Raw genomic sequence first — 17760 nt, 5'->3', positions numbered from 1 at the left:
CATGAACACGCACACGCAACTCCGCAAGCTTGGCCTTTTTGACGCTCGTGTCCCCCGGTACACGAGCTATCCAACCGCACCCCATTTTTCTGACGCCACAAACGCCGGGGATGTGGAAGGTTGGCTCAAGGCTCTGGACCCGTCTCAGCCGATCTCTCTTTACATCCATGTGCCGTTTTGTCGACGCCTGTGCTGGTTCTGTGCGTGTCGCACGCAGGGCACAACGACAGCTGGCCCTGTGGCCGCCTATGTCGAGACGCTCAAGACGGAATTGTCGCTTTTGAAAGCACACATCCCGGAGGGGATTCAAATCGGCCATTTGCATTGGGGTGGCGGGACGCCAACGCTGCTTGGCGCCGAAATGATCGCCGATCTCTCCGCGGCGATCCATGATCTGGCCCCTTTTAGCGAGCGTTATGAATTTTCCGTCGAGGTTGATCCCAACGAGGTCGATGACGCGCGTTTGGACGCGCTGGCCGCCGCCGGGATGAACCGCGCCTCAATCGGGGTGCAGGATTTCGACCCCGCCATTCAGGAAACCATCGGTCGCATTCAGTCCTATGAGATCACCAAAGCCGCCGTCGATGGGCTGCGCGCGCGAGGGATTTCCTCGCTCAACGCCGATATTTTATACGGCCTGCCCGGACAGACCCCGGAAAAAATCGCCGAAAGCGTTCAAAAGCTCCTGACCCTCTCGCCGGACCGGGTCGCCTTGTTTGGCTACGCCCATGTGCCCTGGATGGCGCGGCGGCAAAACATGATCCCAACCGACCAATTGCCCCGGCCCGAAGAGCGGCTGGACCTGTTCAACGTGGCGCGGGACCTGTTTGTCTGGGACGATTACGTCGAGATTGGCATCGACCATTTCGCCAAGAAAGGCGACGGTCTTGAGGTCGCGTTGCGTACAGGGACATTGCATCGCAATTTCCAAGGCTACACCGACGACAAATGCCCGACCATGGTCGGCGTGGGGGCCTCTTCGATTGCCAAATACCCGCAAGGATTCGCCCAAAACCACCCCGCCACGTCAAAATATCAAGCCGCAGTGCGCGCTGGCATTTTGCCCATCGCCAAGGGCCATACCTTCAGCGCCGAAGACCATTTGCGCGGTCGGATCATTGAGGCATTGATGTGTGATTTCCGGGTCGAAGCTGCCGAATTGATCCAAAACTATGGCCTGTCGCAAGCCGGATTTGATGCCTTTGCCAAAAGTGTAAGTGACGCGTTTCCCGAGATGCTCGCAACCTCGCCGGAGCGAATTGTCATCCTTGACGTGGCCCGCCCACTCACCCGGATGATCGCCCGCCATTTTGACGCCTATGACATGACACAGGCCAAGCATTCCTCCGCCGTCTGATCGCAACAGACCCTGATGTGTCCCAGATCCGTCCTTGCTCCCCCGCAGGGACGGATTTTGTTCGGCGCGGGGTTTGGCACAATAGTTGACAGCGTCCCAGACTTGCCAAACCGCGCATTTTCCACGACACCGCGAGGACCAAACACCGGAGCGACCGATGGACCTCATAGACCGCCTGCGCGCGATCACACCGCATGTTTTGACCGGGCCTGACGCCCTGCCCTATGGCCGCGACTGGGTTGGCAAATATGTGACCACGCCTTTGGCCGTGGTGCGCCCAAACACAACCGCCGAGGTTTCCGCCATCATGGCGCTGGCGCATGAGACGGGCACGCCCGTTGTCCCGATGGGAGGCAACACCGGATTGACCGGCGCGACCGCCGCCGAGGGGGCTTTGATCCTCTCGCTGGAGCGGATGACCCGTATTCGCGAGATCCGCCCAGAGGCCCGGATCGCCGTGGTTGAGGCCGGGGTGATCCTGCAAGACCTCCACATCGCCACCGAAGCACAGGGTCTCAGCTACCCAATGACGTTTGGCGCCAAAGGATCGGCGCGGATCGGCGGCACATTGGCCACCAATGCCGGCGGCTCCAATGTTTTGCGCTATGGCAACACCCGCGATCTCTGCCTTGGGATTGAGGTGGTCTTGGCCGACGGGCGTGTGCTTGATCTGACGAGCGAGCTGCACAAGGACAATTCCGGCTATGACCTGCGCGATCTGATGATTGGCGCAGAGGGCACATTGGGCGTGATCACCGCCGCCGTGTTGAAACTCACCCCCCTGCCGCAGGCCTACGCCACCGCCATGGTCACCGTGCCGTCCCTGCCGGATGCGTTGCAGCTTTTGAACCGGTTACAAGAACACACTGGCGGCATGGTCGAGGCATTTGAATATATGCCGCGCGACTACCTGACCCGTCTGGCGCAGTTTCGCGCCGATCTGATCCCGCCTTTGGGACATGACGTGGACCACATGATTTTCTTGGAAATCGCCTCCACCGTGCCGCGCGATTGTAGCGTGGATGACACCGGCCAAGTGCCCCTTCTGAGCGCGCTGGAAGAGATATTGGGCGAGATGTTTGAAGACGGCTTGGTCTTGGACGCCGCTTTGGCCGGGTCCGTGGCACAGCGGCGATTGATGTGGGAGATTCGCGAAGCTGCGGCGGAAATCTCGGTCAACACCAAGCCTTTGGTGATCAATGACCTTTGCCTGCCCGTCGATCAGATCGAAACCTTCCTCAGCCGTGCCGAGGCGCGCCTGAAACCGCTTGATCCCGGTGTGACCTCTTGCACGGTCAGCCATCTGGGTGATGGCAATGTCCATTATACGATTTACCCGTCGACGGCGGCGCTGTGCGACCCGTTGATGGAGGCGGTGGAGGACATTGTCCAAGACATGCGCGGCAGTTTCTCCGCCGAACATGGCATCGGTTTGGGCAAGCTCAGTTCGATGCAGCGTCGCAAAGACCCTGTCGCGCTGGACATGATGCGCGCCGTGAAAGCCGCGTTTGATCCGAAAGGGATTTTGAATCCGGGCAAGACCCTGCCCTAGTCCAAGCCCTTTATTTCCAGTCGAAAAATCCTTCACCCGCTCGCTCAAGCAGTTTGGTCGCCATGTCCACGGCCATCTCTGGACCGTCCGAAATCGCGCCAGACACATCATCGCTGAGAGATTCGGAGCCATCGCTGCGCAGGATTTCCCCACGCAGACGCAAGCTGCCCCCAACAATTTGTGCCAACCCGGCAATCGGGGTTTGGCAGGAGCCGTCAAGCTTAGCCAAAAACGCCCGTTCACAGGCCAAAGCCTGCCCCGTGGGCGCGTGATGAATGGCGGCAAGCATGTCTGCGATGTGATGATCCGCCGCACGGCGCTCAATCGAAATCGCGCCTTGGGCGACGGCGGGCAGCATCTCTTCGGCCGTGACCGCCACGCGCGGCACATCGTCAAAGCCTAGACGGTTAAGCCCCGCAAGCGCCAAAAACGTCGCATCCGCCACGCCATCTTTGAGTTTTTGCAACCGGGTTTGCACCGAGCCGCGAAATTCGATGACCTGAAGATCGGGGCGTTTGTTCAACAATTGCGCTTTGCGGCGCAGGGACGACGAGCCGACCACAGCGCCCTGCGGCAAATCCGCAAGCGCGCGCCCATCGAGCGTGATGAAGGCGTCAAAGGGATTTTCACGCGGCAGATAGGTATCAAGCACCAGCCCCTCGGGCTGTTCCACCGACATATCTTTGGTCGAATGCACGGCAATGTCGACCTCGCCATTCAAAAGCCGATCTTCGATCTCTTTTGAAAACAATCCCTTACCACCCAACTCGCGCAGGGCGCGGTCTTGAACCCGATCGCCACGGGTCGAAATGGACACAATCTGAAACGCCTCAAGCGGCAGATCAAACGCCTTCATAAGGCGCGCGCACGTCTCATGGGCCTGCGCCAGCGCAAGCGGGGAACCACGGGTGCCAATTTTCAGCGGTTGAGCGGGGGTCGGGAGTGTGAGTGTCATGGCAAAGCCATACCTGCGGCGGATCATCCTGACAAGCCATGGCCGCTTGACAAAAGCCCGCAGGAAAGGGACCAACGCGGGGACACACAACCGGGAGGCCGCAGATGTCCGAAAAAACGATCCTCAAAGCGCTCAAAGGCGAGACGCAACAGGTTCCGCCGATTTGGATGATGCGGCAAGCTGGTCGCTACCTGCCGGAATACCGCGCCACGCGCGCACAGGCCGGGGATTTCCTCAGCCTGTGTTACAACCCGGAACTGGCCGCCGAAGTGACGCTGCAACCGATCCGCCGCTTTGGCTTTGACGCGGCGATCCTGTTTGCCGATATTTTGCTTTTGCCACAAGCCTTAGGGGCCGACCTTTGGTTTGTCACCGGCGAAGGTCCGCGCCTGTCGACCATCACCTCAGAGGCAGATTTTACGCCGATGAAGGGCAAAGATGACATCCACGAGGTGCTCGCCCCGGTCTACGAAACGGTCAAAATTCTCTCGCGTGAATTACCAAAAGAGACCACATTGATTGGCTTTGCCGGTGCGCCCTGGACGGTTGCGACCTATATGATCGCGGGTCGCGGCACCCCGGATCAAGGCCCCGCCCATGCCCTGCGCGAGGGCAATAACGCCCTCTTTGAAAAGATCATCGACCTGTTGACGGTGAGCACCATCGAATATCTCGACATGCAAATCCAAGCCGGTGCCGAAGTCGTCAAGATTTTCGACAGCTGGGCCGGGAGCCTCAAGGGCGAGGCGTTTGAAAAATACGCCGTCGAACCGACGCGCCGGATCACATCCGAATTGAAAAAACGCCATCCGGGCATTCCGGTCATCGGATTCCCACGCGAAGCGGGCGATGGCTACATCGGCTTTCACGCCAAAACCGGTGTCGACTGCGTTGCCTTGGACAATTCTGTCACACCCGAATGGGGCGCGGCAAACGTGCAAAAAGACGGCTGCGTTCAGGGCAATCTGGCATCAAGCCACATGGTCACAGGTGGCCAAGGCCTGATCGACGAAGTGCGCCATGTCCGTGACGCTTTCTCCAAAGGTCCGCATATCTTCAACCTCGGTCACGGCATCACACCAGACGCCGACCCGGACAATGTGTCTTTGATGATCGAGACCCTTCGGGAAACGCGCTAGCACAGCTCCCGATTGATTTCGCACATTGAGAAGCATCTCAAGCGGGATATTCTCTCCTCAGATTTTAATCAATTTGAGGAGATCTCGATATGAGCACGGAATCCATTACGGTGTCATTGCCCCTGGGTGAAGCTGTCACCAAAGACCATTTCGGCGTGAACTTCGTCGACGCCTTTGATCACGTCCAACACGAGAGCAATACCGCAGGGCTCTCGGATTTTCTTGAAGATACTCAGAATGGGACTGAAGGCCTGAATGGTATGGGCCTCACGTCCCTCCGTTGGCCGGGTGGTGCGGATATCGAAAGATATGCGCTGAACGTGGACGCCAATGGTGCCGTCGATCTGGTTCCCAAAGAGGACATTACCGGACAAGAGCAACTGAACATCGCGCTTTTGAAGGACTTCCTTGAATTTTGTGGGGACAACGGGGTGTCCGCAAAAATCATCATTCCAACAGAATGGTTGACCGACAGCCAATATGCCAGCGGAGCGGATGTCGCGAGTGGCATCACGCAGGTGGAACTTGACGCCGTCGCGGCCTTTGTCACCAAAGTGATTGAGATCGCGCAAAACACAGGCGCAACCATCGACGGCTTTGAAATCGGCAATGAATATCGCGGCGTCTACACCGCCCAAGGCTATGCCGAAGTACTCAACGCGCTCGTTCCCGTGATTGACGGTGTTTTAGGTGACGGGGCCGATGCACCCGACATCATCGCCCAAATGTCGATCAATACCAAAGATGACGGCAATGTTTCCCTTGATGATTTCGCAACTCAAAATATCAACGGCGTGCTTGAAAATCTTGATGCGGGGGTCGCCGATATGGATGCGGGGGTCGCCGATATGATCGACGGCCTTGCCTCACATTTCTATTACCAAGACGGTCAACAGTCCGCGACGGATGCAACGGGCGAGTGGGGTCACAGCTACGACAACATAGACGATCTTGTGGCAAAATTCGCAGATATGGCGGCCGAGTGGGGCGAGGACATGGATTTGCATCTCAGCGAATGGGGCGTGCAACACACCGCCCTCTCTGAGGATGCGCGCTATTGGGGCTTGATGCAGTTGGCCCCAACATTGGAAATCTTCTCCGCGATGATGAAACATGGCATCGACAGCGCCGACATGTGGCCCCTTCTGTACCACACGACAGCCTTGGCCAATAACGGCGGCAAGCTCCGCCCGATTGGCATTCTGGTTGACCTGATGAATGACACTCTTGTGGGAAAAGAGGTGCTGGATGTGACAGCCGAGGGCGGGTCCAGCTTTGACATTCACGGGTTTATTGGCGGCGGAGAGGGCGCTGTTTTCCTGTCGTCCCTGTCCGAAAGTCAGGACCAAGTCATAACCATCAACCTCGCGGATATGTACGCAATCGGGTACGGAACCGTGACAGTGCAAATCATTGGCGTCGATTACGCCCAAACCGACGGTGTCTACACGGGCGGCCACTATAACGAAGTTGATTTGGCCGCCTGGCAAGACCCCAACACGCTTGGGACATTGAGCAGTGAGACCTACTCTGATCTCACCGAGATTTCAATCACCTTGGACGCCTACGAGGTCGCAGTGATCACCTACACCGCATATGACGTGGTCGAAGAGGTCTCGGTTCAATTTAACGACGTCACATATGGGACCTCCTACAAATATTTGGAGGAAGCCGCGACCAACGACTATATCATTGGCTCTGATCTGCACAACTGGATCAAAACCGGGGCGGGCGATGACTATGTCATCGGCGGTGACGCAAATGACACCCTAAATCTCGGCGATGGGAACGATAAAGCCGATGGCGGTGACGGCGCTGACTACATCTCCGGCGGGTACGGCGCTGACTTGATCGTCGGGGGCCTCGGTGGAGATACTCTTCTTGGCGGTCATGGTGATGACAACATATTGGGAGGCAATGGCGGCGACAAATTACATGGCGGCAACGACAATGATGCGTTGAACGGGGGGAGTGGCGCCGATCTTCTGGAGGGGGAAGCCGGCAACGACCGTCTGGTCGGAGAAGATGGCAATGACACCCTGATTGGCGGTGATGGAGTGGACACGCTGTATGGCGGTGTCGGGGACGATACGCTTTCCGGGGGCACCGGGAATGACACCCTGATCGGCAATGGTGAAAACGACATCCTGCATGGGGACGCGGGCGACGACGTTCTCAATGGCGGGCTTGGATACGATAACCTCTACGGCGGCGACGGCGATGATCGCCTTGTCGGCGACAATGCAAGCGACAAACTTTGGGGCGAAGACGGAGACGACACCCTTTATGGCGGGTCCGGGAACGACCGACTTGATGGCGGCGTGGGCAATGACACGCTTGACGGTGGTGCAGGCAATGACACGTTTGTTTTTTCCGGTACGTTCCAAGTGGATCATATCACCGACTTTGACGATAACGGAAATGATATCATTGATCTCAGCAATGTGGCCTCCATCACAAGTTGGAGTGATCTCAACAACGCGCATATGACTGAATCTGGCTCAAACGTCATCATTGATGCCGGCGGCGGCAACATCATCTACTTGGATAGCACCACCCTGAGCGATCTCAGCGCAAGCGATTTTATCTTTTGATATCTAAATGGCCCCTTCCCGGGGCCCTCTCAATTCCTGTTCTATCGACCTATACCCATTTCGCCATCGGCGGCAGGGACATCAAGACGGCGTTGGCGTCATGGCCCGTTTCCAAACCAAACTTGGTGCCCCGGTCATAGACGAGATTGTATTCGGCATAGAGGCCGCGATGGATCAGTTGTGTATCTTTGTCCGCCTCTGTCCATGGCGTATCGCGGCGCTTTTCTGTCGCGCCTAAGAAGGCGGGCAAAAACGCCCGGCCCACGTCTTGGGTAAAGGCAAAATCCGCCTCCCAATCGCCCGTGTTGTGATCATCAAAAAAGATACCCCCCACGCCGCGCGCCCGACCGCGATGCGGGACATAGAAATACTCATCCGCCCACTCTTTGAAGCGCGGATAATAGTTCGGGTCATGGCGATCACAGTGATGCTTTTGCACAGCGTGAAACGCCTCCGTGTCCTCGGCATATTCGATGCAAGGATTCAAATCCGATCCGCCGCCAAACCACCATGCATGCGGCGTCCAAAACATCCGTGTGTTCATGTGAACGGCGGGCGTATGCGGGTTTTGCATATGCGCGACAAGCGAAATCCCCGCCGCCCAAAACCGCGGATCTTCTTTCATCCCCGGAATGCCCTTGCGCGCGGCCATGGCCATTTGCGCCCGCTCGCCCAACTCACCGTAAACAGTGGAGATATTGACGCCGACCTTTTCAAACACCCGGCCCCCACGCATCACTGACATCACGCCACCACCCGCATCAGAGCCGTCATCCGAGCTGCGCTTGGTCTCGGTGACCTCAAAACGCCCAGCGGGCAACTCTGCAAAAGGGCCTGTGGTTTGGCTGTCTTCGAGCGCCTCGAACGCGGTGACAATCTGATTGCGCAAATCCCGAAACCAAAGGGAGGCGCGGGATTTTTCGTCAATCATCTCTGGGCTCATCTCTTCGCGGGTATCTTGGCTCATTCGGGCTGTCCTTTCCGGCGCATCATGTTGCGTCCAGAGGTAGCAGGAATGCGCTAAGAGCAGCAAGGGCAGTAAGATCCCTTCCCCCGCGCCAGAAAAAGCCTATGATATGGACAGAGTTGAAATGGAGATTTTCAAATGCGTTGGCTTGCTCCCCTTATGCTTTTGCCGCTTGTCGCCGCCTGTTCCGAACAACAGATGTGCATTTCCCGCGCCACCAAGGATTTGCGTCAGGTTCAAAGCTTTATTTCCGAATCCGAGGGCAATCTCGCGCGCGGCTATGCCCTGGTCGAAAAAGAATACATCGACTACGACATTGAGCGCTGCGGTGAAAATGCGGACGGCAAACCTATTTACTGTCGCGTGCCCGACGTCGAAACCCGGCGTGTTCCAAAAGCCATCGACCTTGATGCCGAAGCGGCAAAATTGGCGGCGCTGAAAAAGAAAGAGGCGCAATTGGCAGCACAGGCAGAGGCCGCAACCCAAGCCTGTGTGCAGCAATACCCAAGCTGAGACTGTAGGGTCTTTCGAACTTAATGCGTGGGCGCGTGAACCGGATCAACCAGTGTGCGCCCGCCATCCAAGGTCAGGATTTGCCCGGTCATAAATCCAGAGGCCTCAGACACCAAATATTGCACGGTCTCGGCGATTTCTGAGGCCTGTGCGACCCGGCCCAGCGGCGTCTTAGAGATGATCTCATTTCGGTAATCAGGGTTTTCGGCCAACATCCCTTGCAGGCTTGCACTCATCACCGAGCCAAACGCCACGGCATTGACCCGAATGCGATTGGGCGCCAGAGCCACCGCCATGGAGCGGGTCAGTTGATCGACGGCGGCGGAGGAGACAGAAAAGGCCAAAAGCTCCGGTTGTGAACGGCGCGCGGCAATCGAGGACAGGTTCACGATCGAGCCGACGATGCCCTCGTCTTCACTGCTTTTCTCAGATTGTTTGATCATCCATTTCGCCACCTGCTGCGTCAATCTTAGCGAGGTCATCAGGTTTTGCTCAATCAAATGGGCGACATTGTCTTCCTCGACGCACAAAGGATCGCTCATCGCCACCTGACGCGAGGCGTTGATCAGGATGTCAACGCCCTCAAAGGCATCAATCGTGGCAGACAACAGGTTGGCGATGGTCAGTTTTTCACGCAGATCTCCTGCGAAATATGCGATATGGCCGTCATCCACGTTGGCCGCCTCACCGTATTGTTCAATCAGGCTGGCCTCGTCGATATCCGCGCACATCACCCGCGCGCCCTGAGACTCGAAATGCCGCACAATCGCCAGACCAACGCCATTGGCCGCCCCGGTCACGATGGCGGTCTTGCCTTCAATCGAAAAGCTCATCAGTCGTCTCCGCAATGTGTTAGCGCCATCTTAAGCTGTTTTACCGCTCATGCGAAGCGGTTTTGCGGCGTGAAGCACCTTAAACCCGCCCGTATCGGCAATCGGTTGGCATGTGCCGAACATCTCGGCAAGCGTTGCCTCGTAGGGCAATTGCCGATTGGCCACCAGCCAAAGCTGACCCTGAGGCGACAGCATCCCGGCGGCGGCCCGGATAAAGGCTTGGCCCAGCCCCGGATCAGCCGCGCGTGAGGTATGAAACGGCGGGTTCATGATCACCGCATCCAGTTTTGTCGGCGGGGTGAATTTGGTCGCATCCTGCCAATGGAATTCCGCGCGCGGGTCGGTGACATTTTCGCGCGCACAGGCAAGAGCGGCGGCCTCTGCCTCGACCACATGCAGGCGTTTCACCCCCGGATGATCCAAAATATGACGGGAGAGATAGCCCCAGCCCGCGCCAAGATCGGCGATTTTCGACGGTAATTTCTCGGGCAACGCGGCCAGAAGCGCCTGCGAGGCTTTGTCAATGCGATCCACCGAGAAGACGCCAAGCCGGGTGGAGAACCCGTCGATCAGATGCAGCGCACCAGGATCGGCCCAATCGGTGAAATCACCGCCAGAAAAGGCGAAGGCCTTGCCATGGGCTTTGGACACGATCTGCGCCACTTCGGCCCGTTTGCGCACGTCCTTCAAAAGACTGTCGATGCCATCGGTTTTCTGCCCATCCACGATCACACGCGTCGCCCGAGCGACCGCATCGGCGATCAACGCCCGCGCCTCCGCCTTGGACCGCGGCACGGCAACAATGGCCAAATCAAATGCGCCCTCAGCCGCGACACGGGTATCAAACCCGCGCGCGGTGAGCGCATCGAAATCGGGTTTAAACCCCTGAACGATCTGAAGAGTTGCGCCCGCGAGATCGGACAGATCGGCATCATGCGTAGGGCTATAAACCACAACGCGCGCAGGCACCGAGTCAGATAGATCGTGACCAGACAGATCGTGGCCTTCGAGCAAAAGAGGGAGGCGGGAAGACATCATGAAGCGGCGAAACGCCTATTCCTTTTCCATCGTGCATTGCAGCGGATGTTGATGGCGGCGGGCGAAATCCATCACCTGCTGCACTTTGGTTTCGGCAATCTCAAACGGAAAGACCCCAACGACGGCCAAGCCCTTTTTATGCACGGTCAACATGATCTCCGTCGCATGACCATGGCCAATGCCAAAAAAGCGCTCCAGCACCAGAACGACAAATTCCATCGGCGTGTAATCGTCGTTCAAAAGCATCACCTTATACAATGGCGGACGCTTGGTTTTCGGCTTCGTTTTAAGCGCAAGATCGACATCGCCGTCGTCGAAACGGTCGTCTTTGTCGGACATCATGTGAGGCAAGAGGGTCACTCTGGCGTCTCCGATTTTTGGATTTTGCACAAACTTACGGTCTTGATTGGCGTTATATAGCCCCTTTTTCGCATGAATAAAGAGGGTTATGCCAAAAGCAGTAAAGGGAGCATAGCATATGTCTGTCAAACTCGCGACAATCGCGTTCGATGCCGATGACACGCTTTGGGAAAACGAGGCGTTTTTTCGCATGACCCAAGAACGATTCGCCGATCTTTTGTCCGATTACACCGAGCGCGATCACTTGGCGGGGCGGCTTTTGGCGGCGGAACGGCGCAACCTTGGCCAATATGGATTCGGCATCAAAGGCTTTGTCTTGTCGATGATCGAAACGGCGATTGAGGTAACAGATCAAAGCGTTCCTGCCTCGGTGATCGCCGAATTGATTGCCGCCGGACAGGACATGTTGCGCCACCCGATTCACCTGCTCGATGGCGTCGAAGAGACAGTACGCGCCTTGGCCGAGCAGCATGAAATCCTGTTGGTGACCAAAGGCGATCTGTTGGATCAGGAACGCAAATTGGCGCAATCCGGTTTGGGCGATCTGTTTGATGGGGTCGAAATCGTCTCTGCCAAGACACCCGAGGTCTATGCCGGCATTTTCGCGCGCCATAATGTGGCCCCCGAAGCCGCGATGATGGTGGGCAATTCGATGAAATCCGATGTTCTGCCGCCGCTTGAAGCCGGGGCCTGGGGCGTGTTCATTCCGCACAATTGGACGTGGGAAATCGAACATGCGGAAGCGCCCGAAGATCATCCCCGATACCGCCAATTGGGTGATTTGGGGGCGCTGCCTACGCTCATCGAAACGCTCGACCTTTGAACAGAGCCTCCACAGATTTCTTTTTCATACTGCAAACTTCACCATGTGGTGGGCAACGCGGCCATAGCCACCACATGTGGCGTTGCAACTCTGCACCCTCACAAAGTCTTTGAAAATTCGCGGTTTTCTCAAACGAAAGCCTGTGCTACGTTTTCAAAATAAGCTGGGCGAGATGATCCGGCAGGACGAGGCAGATTTATCATGATGAGCAACGTGCAAGCGCGGGGTGTCCTGCGTGCCGTATCAAGACGCATTTTCCCTCTTATTTTGATCGCCTTTGCGATGACCGTCGCAATGTCGGCAAAGATGATGGCGGCGGAATATGCCGCGCTGGTGATGGATGCACGCAATGGCAAAGTGTTGCACGCTACCAATGCCGACACCCGGTTGCACCCCGCCTCCCTGACCAAGATGATGACGCTCTACATCGCTTTTGAGGCGGTCGAACATGGTGAAATCACCCTCGACACCCTCGTCACCGTGTCGCGCAATGCCGCCTCTGAACCGCCTTCGAAATTGGGCCTCAAGGCCGGTCAAAAAATCAAACTGCGCTATCTCATCCGCGCCGCTGCCGTGAAATCCGCCAATGATGCCGCCACGGCCATTGGCGAGGCCATCGAAGGCTCCGAGGCCGCATTTGCCCGCCGGATGAACCGCACCGCCAAAGAGCTTGGCATGTCGCGCACCACGTTCAAAAACGCCAATGGCCTGACCGAAGAAGGCCACCTGTCGACCGCCCGCGACATGTCCGTTTTGGGGCGCCATGTGTTTTATGACTACCCGGAATATTACAACATCTTTTCACGCAAAACTGCCGACGCGGGTGTGACCACCGTCACCCACACCAACTCGCGGTTTCTGAGCGCCTATCCCGGCGCAGATGGCATCAAAACCGGATACACTGCGGCGGCAGGGTTTAACCTCGTGGCCTCGGCACAGCATGGCAGTGAGCGGATCATCACCACCGTTTTCGGTGGTCGTTCCACCGCATCGCGCAATGCCAAAGTGGCCGAATTGATGGACCTTGGCTTCAAACGCGCGCCGACCAATGTCTCTGTCATCAAACCGAAAAAGCCACCCTATTTGGGTCAGGTTGGCGGCGGCGCCGTTATGGTCGCCGAGGGCCAAACCGCGCCGAAAGTGGCGTCGAAAATCGTCCGGGTGAGCGTCAATATGGCCAAAAGCCCGATCCCGAAAGCCCGCCCAATGCGCGAACTGGCACCCGAGGATGAACAAATGTTACTGGCCGCCTCGGATGACGTGTTCTCCGCTTTGGAAAAAGCCAATCAAGAGGCCGCACTTTTGGCCGCTGCGACCGAAGCCACGGTAGAAGCCAGCACGATTTTAGCGGCGGAAGCCTCGCGGGCTCAAACCGCGCCTGCGATACCCGCCATCGCGCCGATCCTGCGCCCTACGCGCACCGAAGCGCCTGAAACATTGCAACTCGCCTCGATCGAACCCACATCCGCCGTCGCCGCCGATCCGGTCCCGACAGGACCCGAAGTGGTGACGCGGATTTCGACCTCTGGCAACCGCCATTGGGGCATCAACATCGGCACGTACGGCTCGGAATATGAAGCCCGCAAGGAGCTGTTGCGCACCGCGCTGACAGAGATCGAAATGCTTGATGGCGCACTGCGCAAAGTGGTCAAAACCAAACGCGGCTATGACGCCAACTTCCTTGGGCTGACCGAGGATTTGGCCGCGATGACCTGTCGCCGGTTGGAAGCGCGCGGCACGGACTGTGCGCCCATCGGCCCGTCCTGAACCAGATACATTAAGCTGAAAAGAGAGGGCGTGGGGTGTTACAACCCTGCGCCCTCTTCTACTTTTAGATCAAACGCCGCCGCCACCAAGGCGCGGGTGTAGGCCATTTGCGGGGCGTCAAAAATCGCATCGGCGTCGCCCGCCTCAACCACGTCGCCGCGCTTCATCACCAGAACCTTATGGCTCAACGCCCTCACAACCCGCAGGTCGTGGGAGATGAACAGATAGGCCAGCCTATGCGTGACTTGCAGCTTGCGCAAAAGCTCAACGATCTGCACCTGAACCGTCATATCGAGCGCCGAGGTCGGCTCGTCCAAGACCAACAGGCGGGGTCGCAGGATCATCGCGCGGGCAATGGCGATGCGTTGGCGTTGCCCGCCGGAAAACTCGTGCGGATAGCGATGGCGGGTTTCGGGGTCGAGCCCAACCTCGCGCATGATGTCGATCACCGCCGCCTCATTGGAGGCATAGCCGTCGACCTTATGCACGCTCAAACCTTCGGCGATGATCTGCGCCACGGTCATCCGCGGCGAGAGGGAGCCGAACGGGTCCTGAAACACGATCTGCATATCGGCGCGCAGTGGTCGAAGTTGACGGTTGGACCAGCCCTGAATGTCTTGCCCCAAAACGACCACTGGCCCCTGTGAGGAAATCAACCGCATCATCGCCAGTGCCAACGTGGTTTTGCCAGAACCAGATTCGCCCACGATGCCCACGGTTTCGCCTTCGCGTACCGAAAACGATGCGGCATTGACCGCTTTGACATAGCCCACCGTTTTGCGCAGAAACCCGCGCTGCACCGGGAACCAGATGCGTAATTTCTCGGTTTCGGCCACAACCTTGGCCCCTTCGGGCACCGGGTCCGGGCGACCCGTCGCAGCGGCGGCCAAAAGCATTTGGGTGTAGGGATGTTGCGGATTGTCGAAAATCAACGCCGTCGGGCCGGTTTCGACAATCTCCCCGTCTTTCATCACGCAGACCCGATCGGCGATTTTGCGCACGATATTGAGGTCATGGGTGATGAAAAGCATCGACATGCCAAGCCGATCCTTGAGCTCGCGCAACAGCTCCAGAATCTGCGCCTGAATGGTCACATCAAGCGCCGTGGTCGGTTCGTCCGCAATCAAAAGCTCGGGGTCATTGGCCAGAGCCATGGCGATCATCACACGCTGACGTTGGCCGCCCGAAAGTTGGTGCGGATAGTCTTTGAGACGGCTTTCCGGCTCATGGATGCCGACCTGTTCCAGGAGTTCAATCACCCGAGTGCGCGCCGCGGTGCCGGTCATGCCGTGGTGGATCAAAAGCACCTCGGAAAGCTGTTTTTCCAGCGTGTGCAACGGGTTGAGTGAGGTCATCGGCTCTTGGAAGATAAAGCTGATGTCATTGCCGCGCAGTTTGCGGAGTTCCTTTTCGGACGCCCCGACAAGCTCTTGACCCTGATAGATGATCGAGCCCGTGATCTCGGCCGTGTCGGGCAAAAGATTCACGCTGGAGAGCGCCGTGACGGATTTGCCGGAGCCAGATTCACCCACAAGCGCAACGGTTTCGCCTTTTTCAACGGCAAAAGACACGCCTTTGACGGCCTCGACCGTGCCCCCGTCCTGACGGAAGCCAACGCGGAGATCTGTGTAGCGCAAAAGGCTCATCGAAAGGTCTTTCTCGGGTCAAAAGCATCGCGCACGCCTTCAAAGATAAAGACAAGCAGCGACAGCATGATCGCGTAGGTGAAAAAAGCGGTGAAACCCAGCCATGGCGCCTGAAGGTTCTGTTTGGCCTGAAGCGTCATTTCGCCCAATGAGGGGTAGGATGAGGGCAGCCCGAATCCCAAGAAATCCAGCGAGGCCAACGTGCCGATGTTGCCCGTCACGATAAAGGGCAGCATCGTCAAAGTGGCGACCATGGCGTTGGGCAACATGTGGCGGAACATGATGGTGCCGTTGGAAACGCCAAGCGCACGCGCCGCACGGATATATTCGAAATTGCGCGCCCGCAGGAATTCGGCCCGTACCACCCCGACCAAGGCGGTCCAGCCGAACAGGATGGTCACCATCACCAAAAGCCAGAAACTTCGTCCCAAAATGGCAAACAGGATGATGATCACATAGAGCGACGGCATCGCGCCCCAAATCTCTAAAATCCGTTGGAAAATCAGGTCGGTGCGTCCGCCAAAAAATCCCTGAAGCGCGCCTGCGATGATGCCAACGAAAGACGAGAGCACCGAGACGATGAGGGTGAAGAACACCGATAGGCGGAAGCCGTAAATGACGCGGGCGACGACATCGCGTTTGGTGTCATCGGTGCCCAGCCAGTTTTGGGAGGTCGGCGGCGAGGGTGCGGCCCCCGGCCCCTCAACTTGGGTGTTGAACGAATAGCGGATCGGCGGCCAGAGCATCCAGCCTTTCTCGATCTTGTCCCCGTTGATGACGCCATCTTTGGCATCTTCGATCAGGGTGTCAGGATCGTCGAAACAGTCGACCATGCCGCCGGTTTTGACCAAACATTGTACCTCGGCATAGCGATAGACCGCTTCGGTTTTAAAATCACCGCCAAATTCGGTTTCCGGGTAGAATTTGAAAATCGGCATGTAATAGCCGCCGCGATACTGCACGAGGATCGGTTTGTCATTGGCCAGAAATTCGGCAAACAGCGACAGGCCGAACAGGATCGAAAAGATGATCAGCGACCAAAACGCACGACGGTTGGCGCGAAAGTTGCGCCAACGCCGTTGGTTGAGGGGGGAAAGTGTCATGTGTCCCTCTTTTCAAAGTCTATGCGCGGGTCGACAAAGACATACATCAGGTCAGAGAGGATGCCGATCAACAGGCCGATGAGACCAAAGAAAAACAACGTGCCAAAGATCACCGGATAGTCGCGTTCAAGCGCGGCCTGGTAGCCCAAACGCCCCAACCCATCGAGCGAGAACAGCGTTTCGATGATGACCGAGCCGCCAAAGAAAACACCCAGAAACAGACCCGGAAAACCCGCGATCACGATCAACATCGCATTGCGAAACACATGGCCGTAGAGGACGCGGGATTCGGACAGGCCCTTGGCCTTGGCGGTGACAACGTATTGTTTGCGGATTTCATCGAGGAAGGAGTTTTTGGTCAACAGCGTGAGCGTGGCAAAAGACGAGATCACCGAGGCCAAGACCGGCAGGGTGATGTGCCAAAGGTAATCCAATGCCTTGCCGACCAGCGTCATGTCGCTCCAATTCGGTGAGGTCAGCCCGCGCAGCGGGAAGATTTGCCAATAAGAGCCACCCGCGAACAACACCAACAGCATGATCGCAAAGAGAAATCCGGGAATGGCATAGGCCGCGATGATGATGCCGGAGGTCCATGTGTCAAAGTTCGATCCATCCCGGACCGCCTTGCGGATGCCCAAGGGAATTGAGATCATATAGGAGATCAGCGTCGCCCAAAGCCCAAGGGTGATCGACACGGGCAGCTTGTCCCACACCAGATCAAGCACCTTCTCGGATTTGAAATAGCTCTCGCCGAAATCAAACCGCATGTAGTTCCACATCATCGACAAAAAGCGTTCCAAAGGCGGCTTATCGAGGCCAAATTGACGCTCCAGATCTTTAATGAACTCGGGCGGAAGGCCGCGCGCCCCGGCATATTCGCTTTCATAGCCGTTGCCATCGAGCACATCCATGTTTTGACCCGCGTCGCCCTGACCGCCGGTAAAGGAGGCAAAGGCGTCGCCTTCGCCACGCATGTTGGCCAACACCTGTTCGACAGGGCCGCCGGGCACGAATTGGGTGAGCGCGAAATTGAGGATCATGATGCCGAGCAAAGTCGGAATGATCAACAAAATGCGCCTTAAAATATAGGCTCCCATGCGGATTGTCCTGACT

At 57.3% G+C, this 17760-nt stretch carries 15 protein-coding genes; 7 read left to right on the top strand and 8 right to left on the bottom strand.

What is annotated here, in order from left to right; genetic code table 11:
• Position 1: 1 nt before the first annotated feature.
• Complete coding sequence (gene hemN / locus B30_RS12455) at positions 2-1357, top strand: oxygen-independent coproporphyrinogen III oxidase (RefSeq protein ID WP_009572446.1); 1356 nt, start codon at positions 2-4, stop codon at positions 1355-1357.
• 157 nt (positions 1358-1514) lie between these two features.
• A complete protein-coding gene (locus B30_RS12450) occupies positions 1515-2909 on the top strand; it encodes an FAD-binding oxidoreductase (protein ID WP_009572445.1) in 1395 nt (464 codons plus the stop codon).
• 10 nt (positions 2910-2919) lie between these two features.
• On the opposite strand, the gene hemC is transcribed toward B30_RS12450, so the two are convergent.
• Positions 2920-3864 (bottom strand): hydroxymethylbilane synthase, encoded by a 945-nt coding sequence (hemC, locus tag B30_RS12445; RefSeq protein ID WP_009572444.1) that lies wholly within the window; start codon positions 3862-3864, stop codon positions 2920-2922.
• A gap of 104 nt (positions 3865-3968) precedes the next feature.
• On the opposite strand from hemC, the gene hemE reads away from it, so the two are divergent.
• Entirely contained in the window at positions 3969-5003 is a 1035-nt protein-coding gene (gene hemE, locus B30_RS12440) for a uroporphyrinogen decarboxylase (RefSeq protein WP_009572443.1), read from the top strand.
• Positions 5004-5092: 89 nt separating this feature from the next.
• Positions 5093-7597 (top strand): calcium-binding protein, encoded by a 2505-nt coding sequence (locus B30_RS21435; protein ID WP_009572442.1) that lies wholly within the window; start codon positions 5093-5095, stop codon positions 7595-7597.
• Between the two features lie 49 nt (positions 7598-7646).
• Here the strand turns inward: B30_RS21435 and hemF are convergent, their stop codons facing one another.
• Positions 7647-8540, bottom strand: a complete 894-nt coding sequence (gene hemF, locus B30_RS12430) for an oxygen-dependent coproporphyrinogen oxidase (RefSeq protein WP_009572441.1) — start codon at positions 8538-8540, stop codon at positions 7647-7649.
• A gap of 162 nt (positions 8541-8702) precedes the next feature.
• Here hemF and B30_RS12425 point away from each other — a divergent pair, with 162 nt between their 5' ends.
• The gene (locus B30_RS12425; RefSeq protein WP_009572440.1) at positions 8703-9077 is read left to right on the top strand and encodes a hypothetical protein; all 375 of its coding nucleotides are present in this window, start codon (positions 8703-8705) and stop codon (positions 9075-9077) included.
• A 20-nt stretch (positions 9078-9097) separates the two neighbouring features.
• On the opposite strand, the gene B30_RS12420 is transcribed toward B30_RS12425, so the two are convergent.
• From B30_RS12420 to clpS, 3 genes are read right to left on the bottom strand one after another with little or no spacing between them, the layout of a single operon-like run.
• Entirely contained in the window at positions 9098-9910 is an 813-nt protein-coding gene (locus B30_RS12420) for an SDR family NAD(P)-dependent oxidoreductase (RefSeq protein ID WP_009572439.1), read from the bottom strand.
• A 30-nt stretch (positions 9911-9940) separates the two neighbouring features.
• Entirely contained in the window at positions 9941-10948 is a 1008-nt protein-coding gene (locus tag B30_RS12415; protein ID WP_009572438.1) for a class I SAM-dependent methyltransferase, read from the bottom strand.
• 15 nt (positions 10949-10963) lie between these two features.
• Positions 10964-11287, bottom strand: coding sequence for an ATP-dependent Clp protease adapter ClpS (gene clpS, locus B30_RS12410; RefSeq protein WP_009572437.1), 324 nt, complete (start codon positions 11285-11287; stop codon positions 10964-10966).
• A 139-nt stretch (positions 11288-11426) separates the two neighbouring features.
• Between clpS and B30_RS12405 the strand changes: the two genes are divergently transcribed.
• Both B30_RS12405 and B30_RS12400 read left to right on the top strand, forming a co-directional pair.
• Complete coding sequence (locus tag B30_RS12405) at positions 11427-12131, top strand: HAD family hydrolase (RefSeq protein WP_009572436.1); 705 nt, start codon at positions 11427-11429, stop codon at positions 12129-12131.
• A gap of 201 nt (positions 12132-12332) precedes the next feature.
• Positions 12333-13898, top strand: a complete 1566-nt coding sequence (locus tag B30_RS12400; RefSeq protein WP_009572435.1) for a D-alanyl-D-alanine carboxypeptidase family protein — start codon at positions 12333-12335, stop codon at positions 13896-13898.
• 38 nt (positions 13899-13936) lie between these two features.
• On the opposite strand, the gene B30_RS12395 is transcribed toward B30_RS12400, so the two are convergent.
• The 3 genes from B30_RS12395 to B30_RS12385 are packed head-to-tail and all read right to left on the bottom strand — an operon-like array spanning position 13937 to position 17744.
• On the bottom strand, positions 13937-15544 hold the full coding sequence (locus tag B30_RS12395) for an ABC transporter ATP-binding protein (RefSeq protein ID WP_009572434.1): 1608 nt from the start codon (positions 15542-15544) through the stop codon (positions 13937-13939).
• Positions 15541-16647: an ABC transporter permease gene (locus tag B30_RS12390; RefSeq protein ID WP_009572433.1), complete on the bottom strand. Its 1107-nt coding sequence runs from the start codon at positions 16645-16647 to the stop codon at positions 15541-15543. Before B30_RS12390 ends, B30_RS12395 begins: the two co-directional genes overlap by 4 nt.
• Complete coding sequence (locus B30_RS12385; RefSeq protein WP_009572432.1) at positions 16644-17744, bottom strand: microcin C ABC transporter permease YejB; 1101 nt, start codon at positions 17742-17744, stop codon at positions 16644-16646. The genes B30_RS12390 and B30_RS12385 overlap by 4 nt, the downstream gene beginning before the upstream one ends.
• Between the last annotated feature and the right edge of the window lie 16 nt (positions 17745-17760).

This window comes from Celeribacter baekdonensis B30, assembly GCF_000299875.1.
Classification (GTDB): Bacteria; Pseudomonadota; Alphaproteobacteria; order Rhodobacterales; family Rhodobacteraceae; genus Celeribacter; species Celeribacter baekdonensis_A.
This window is presented reverse-complemented; position numbering and strand designations above follow the sequence as displayed.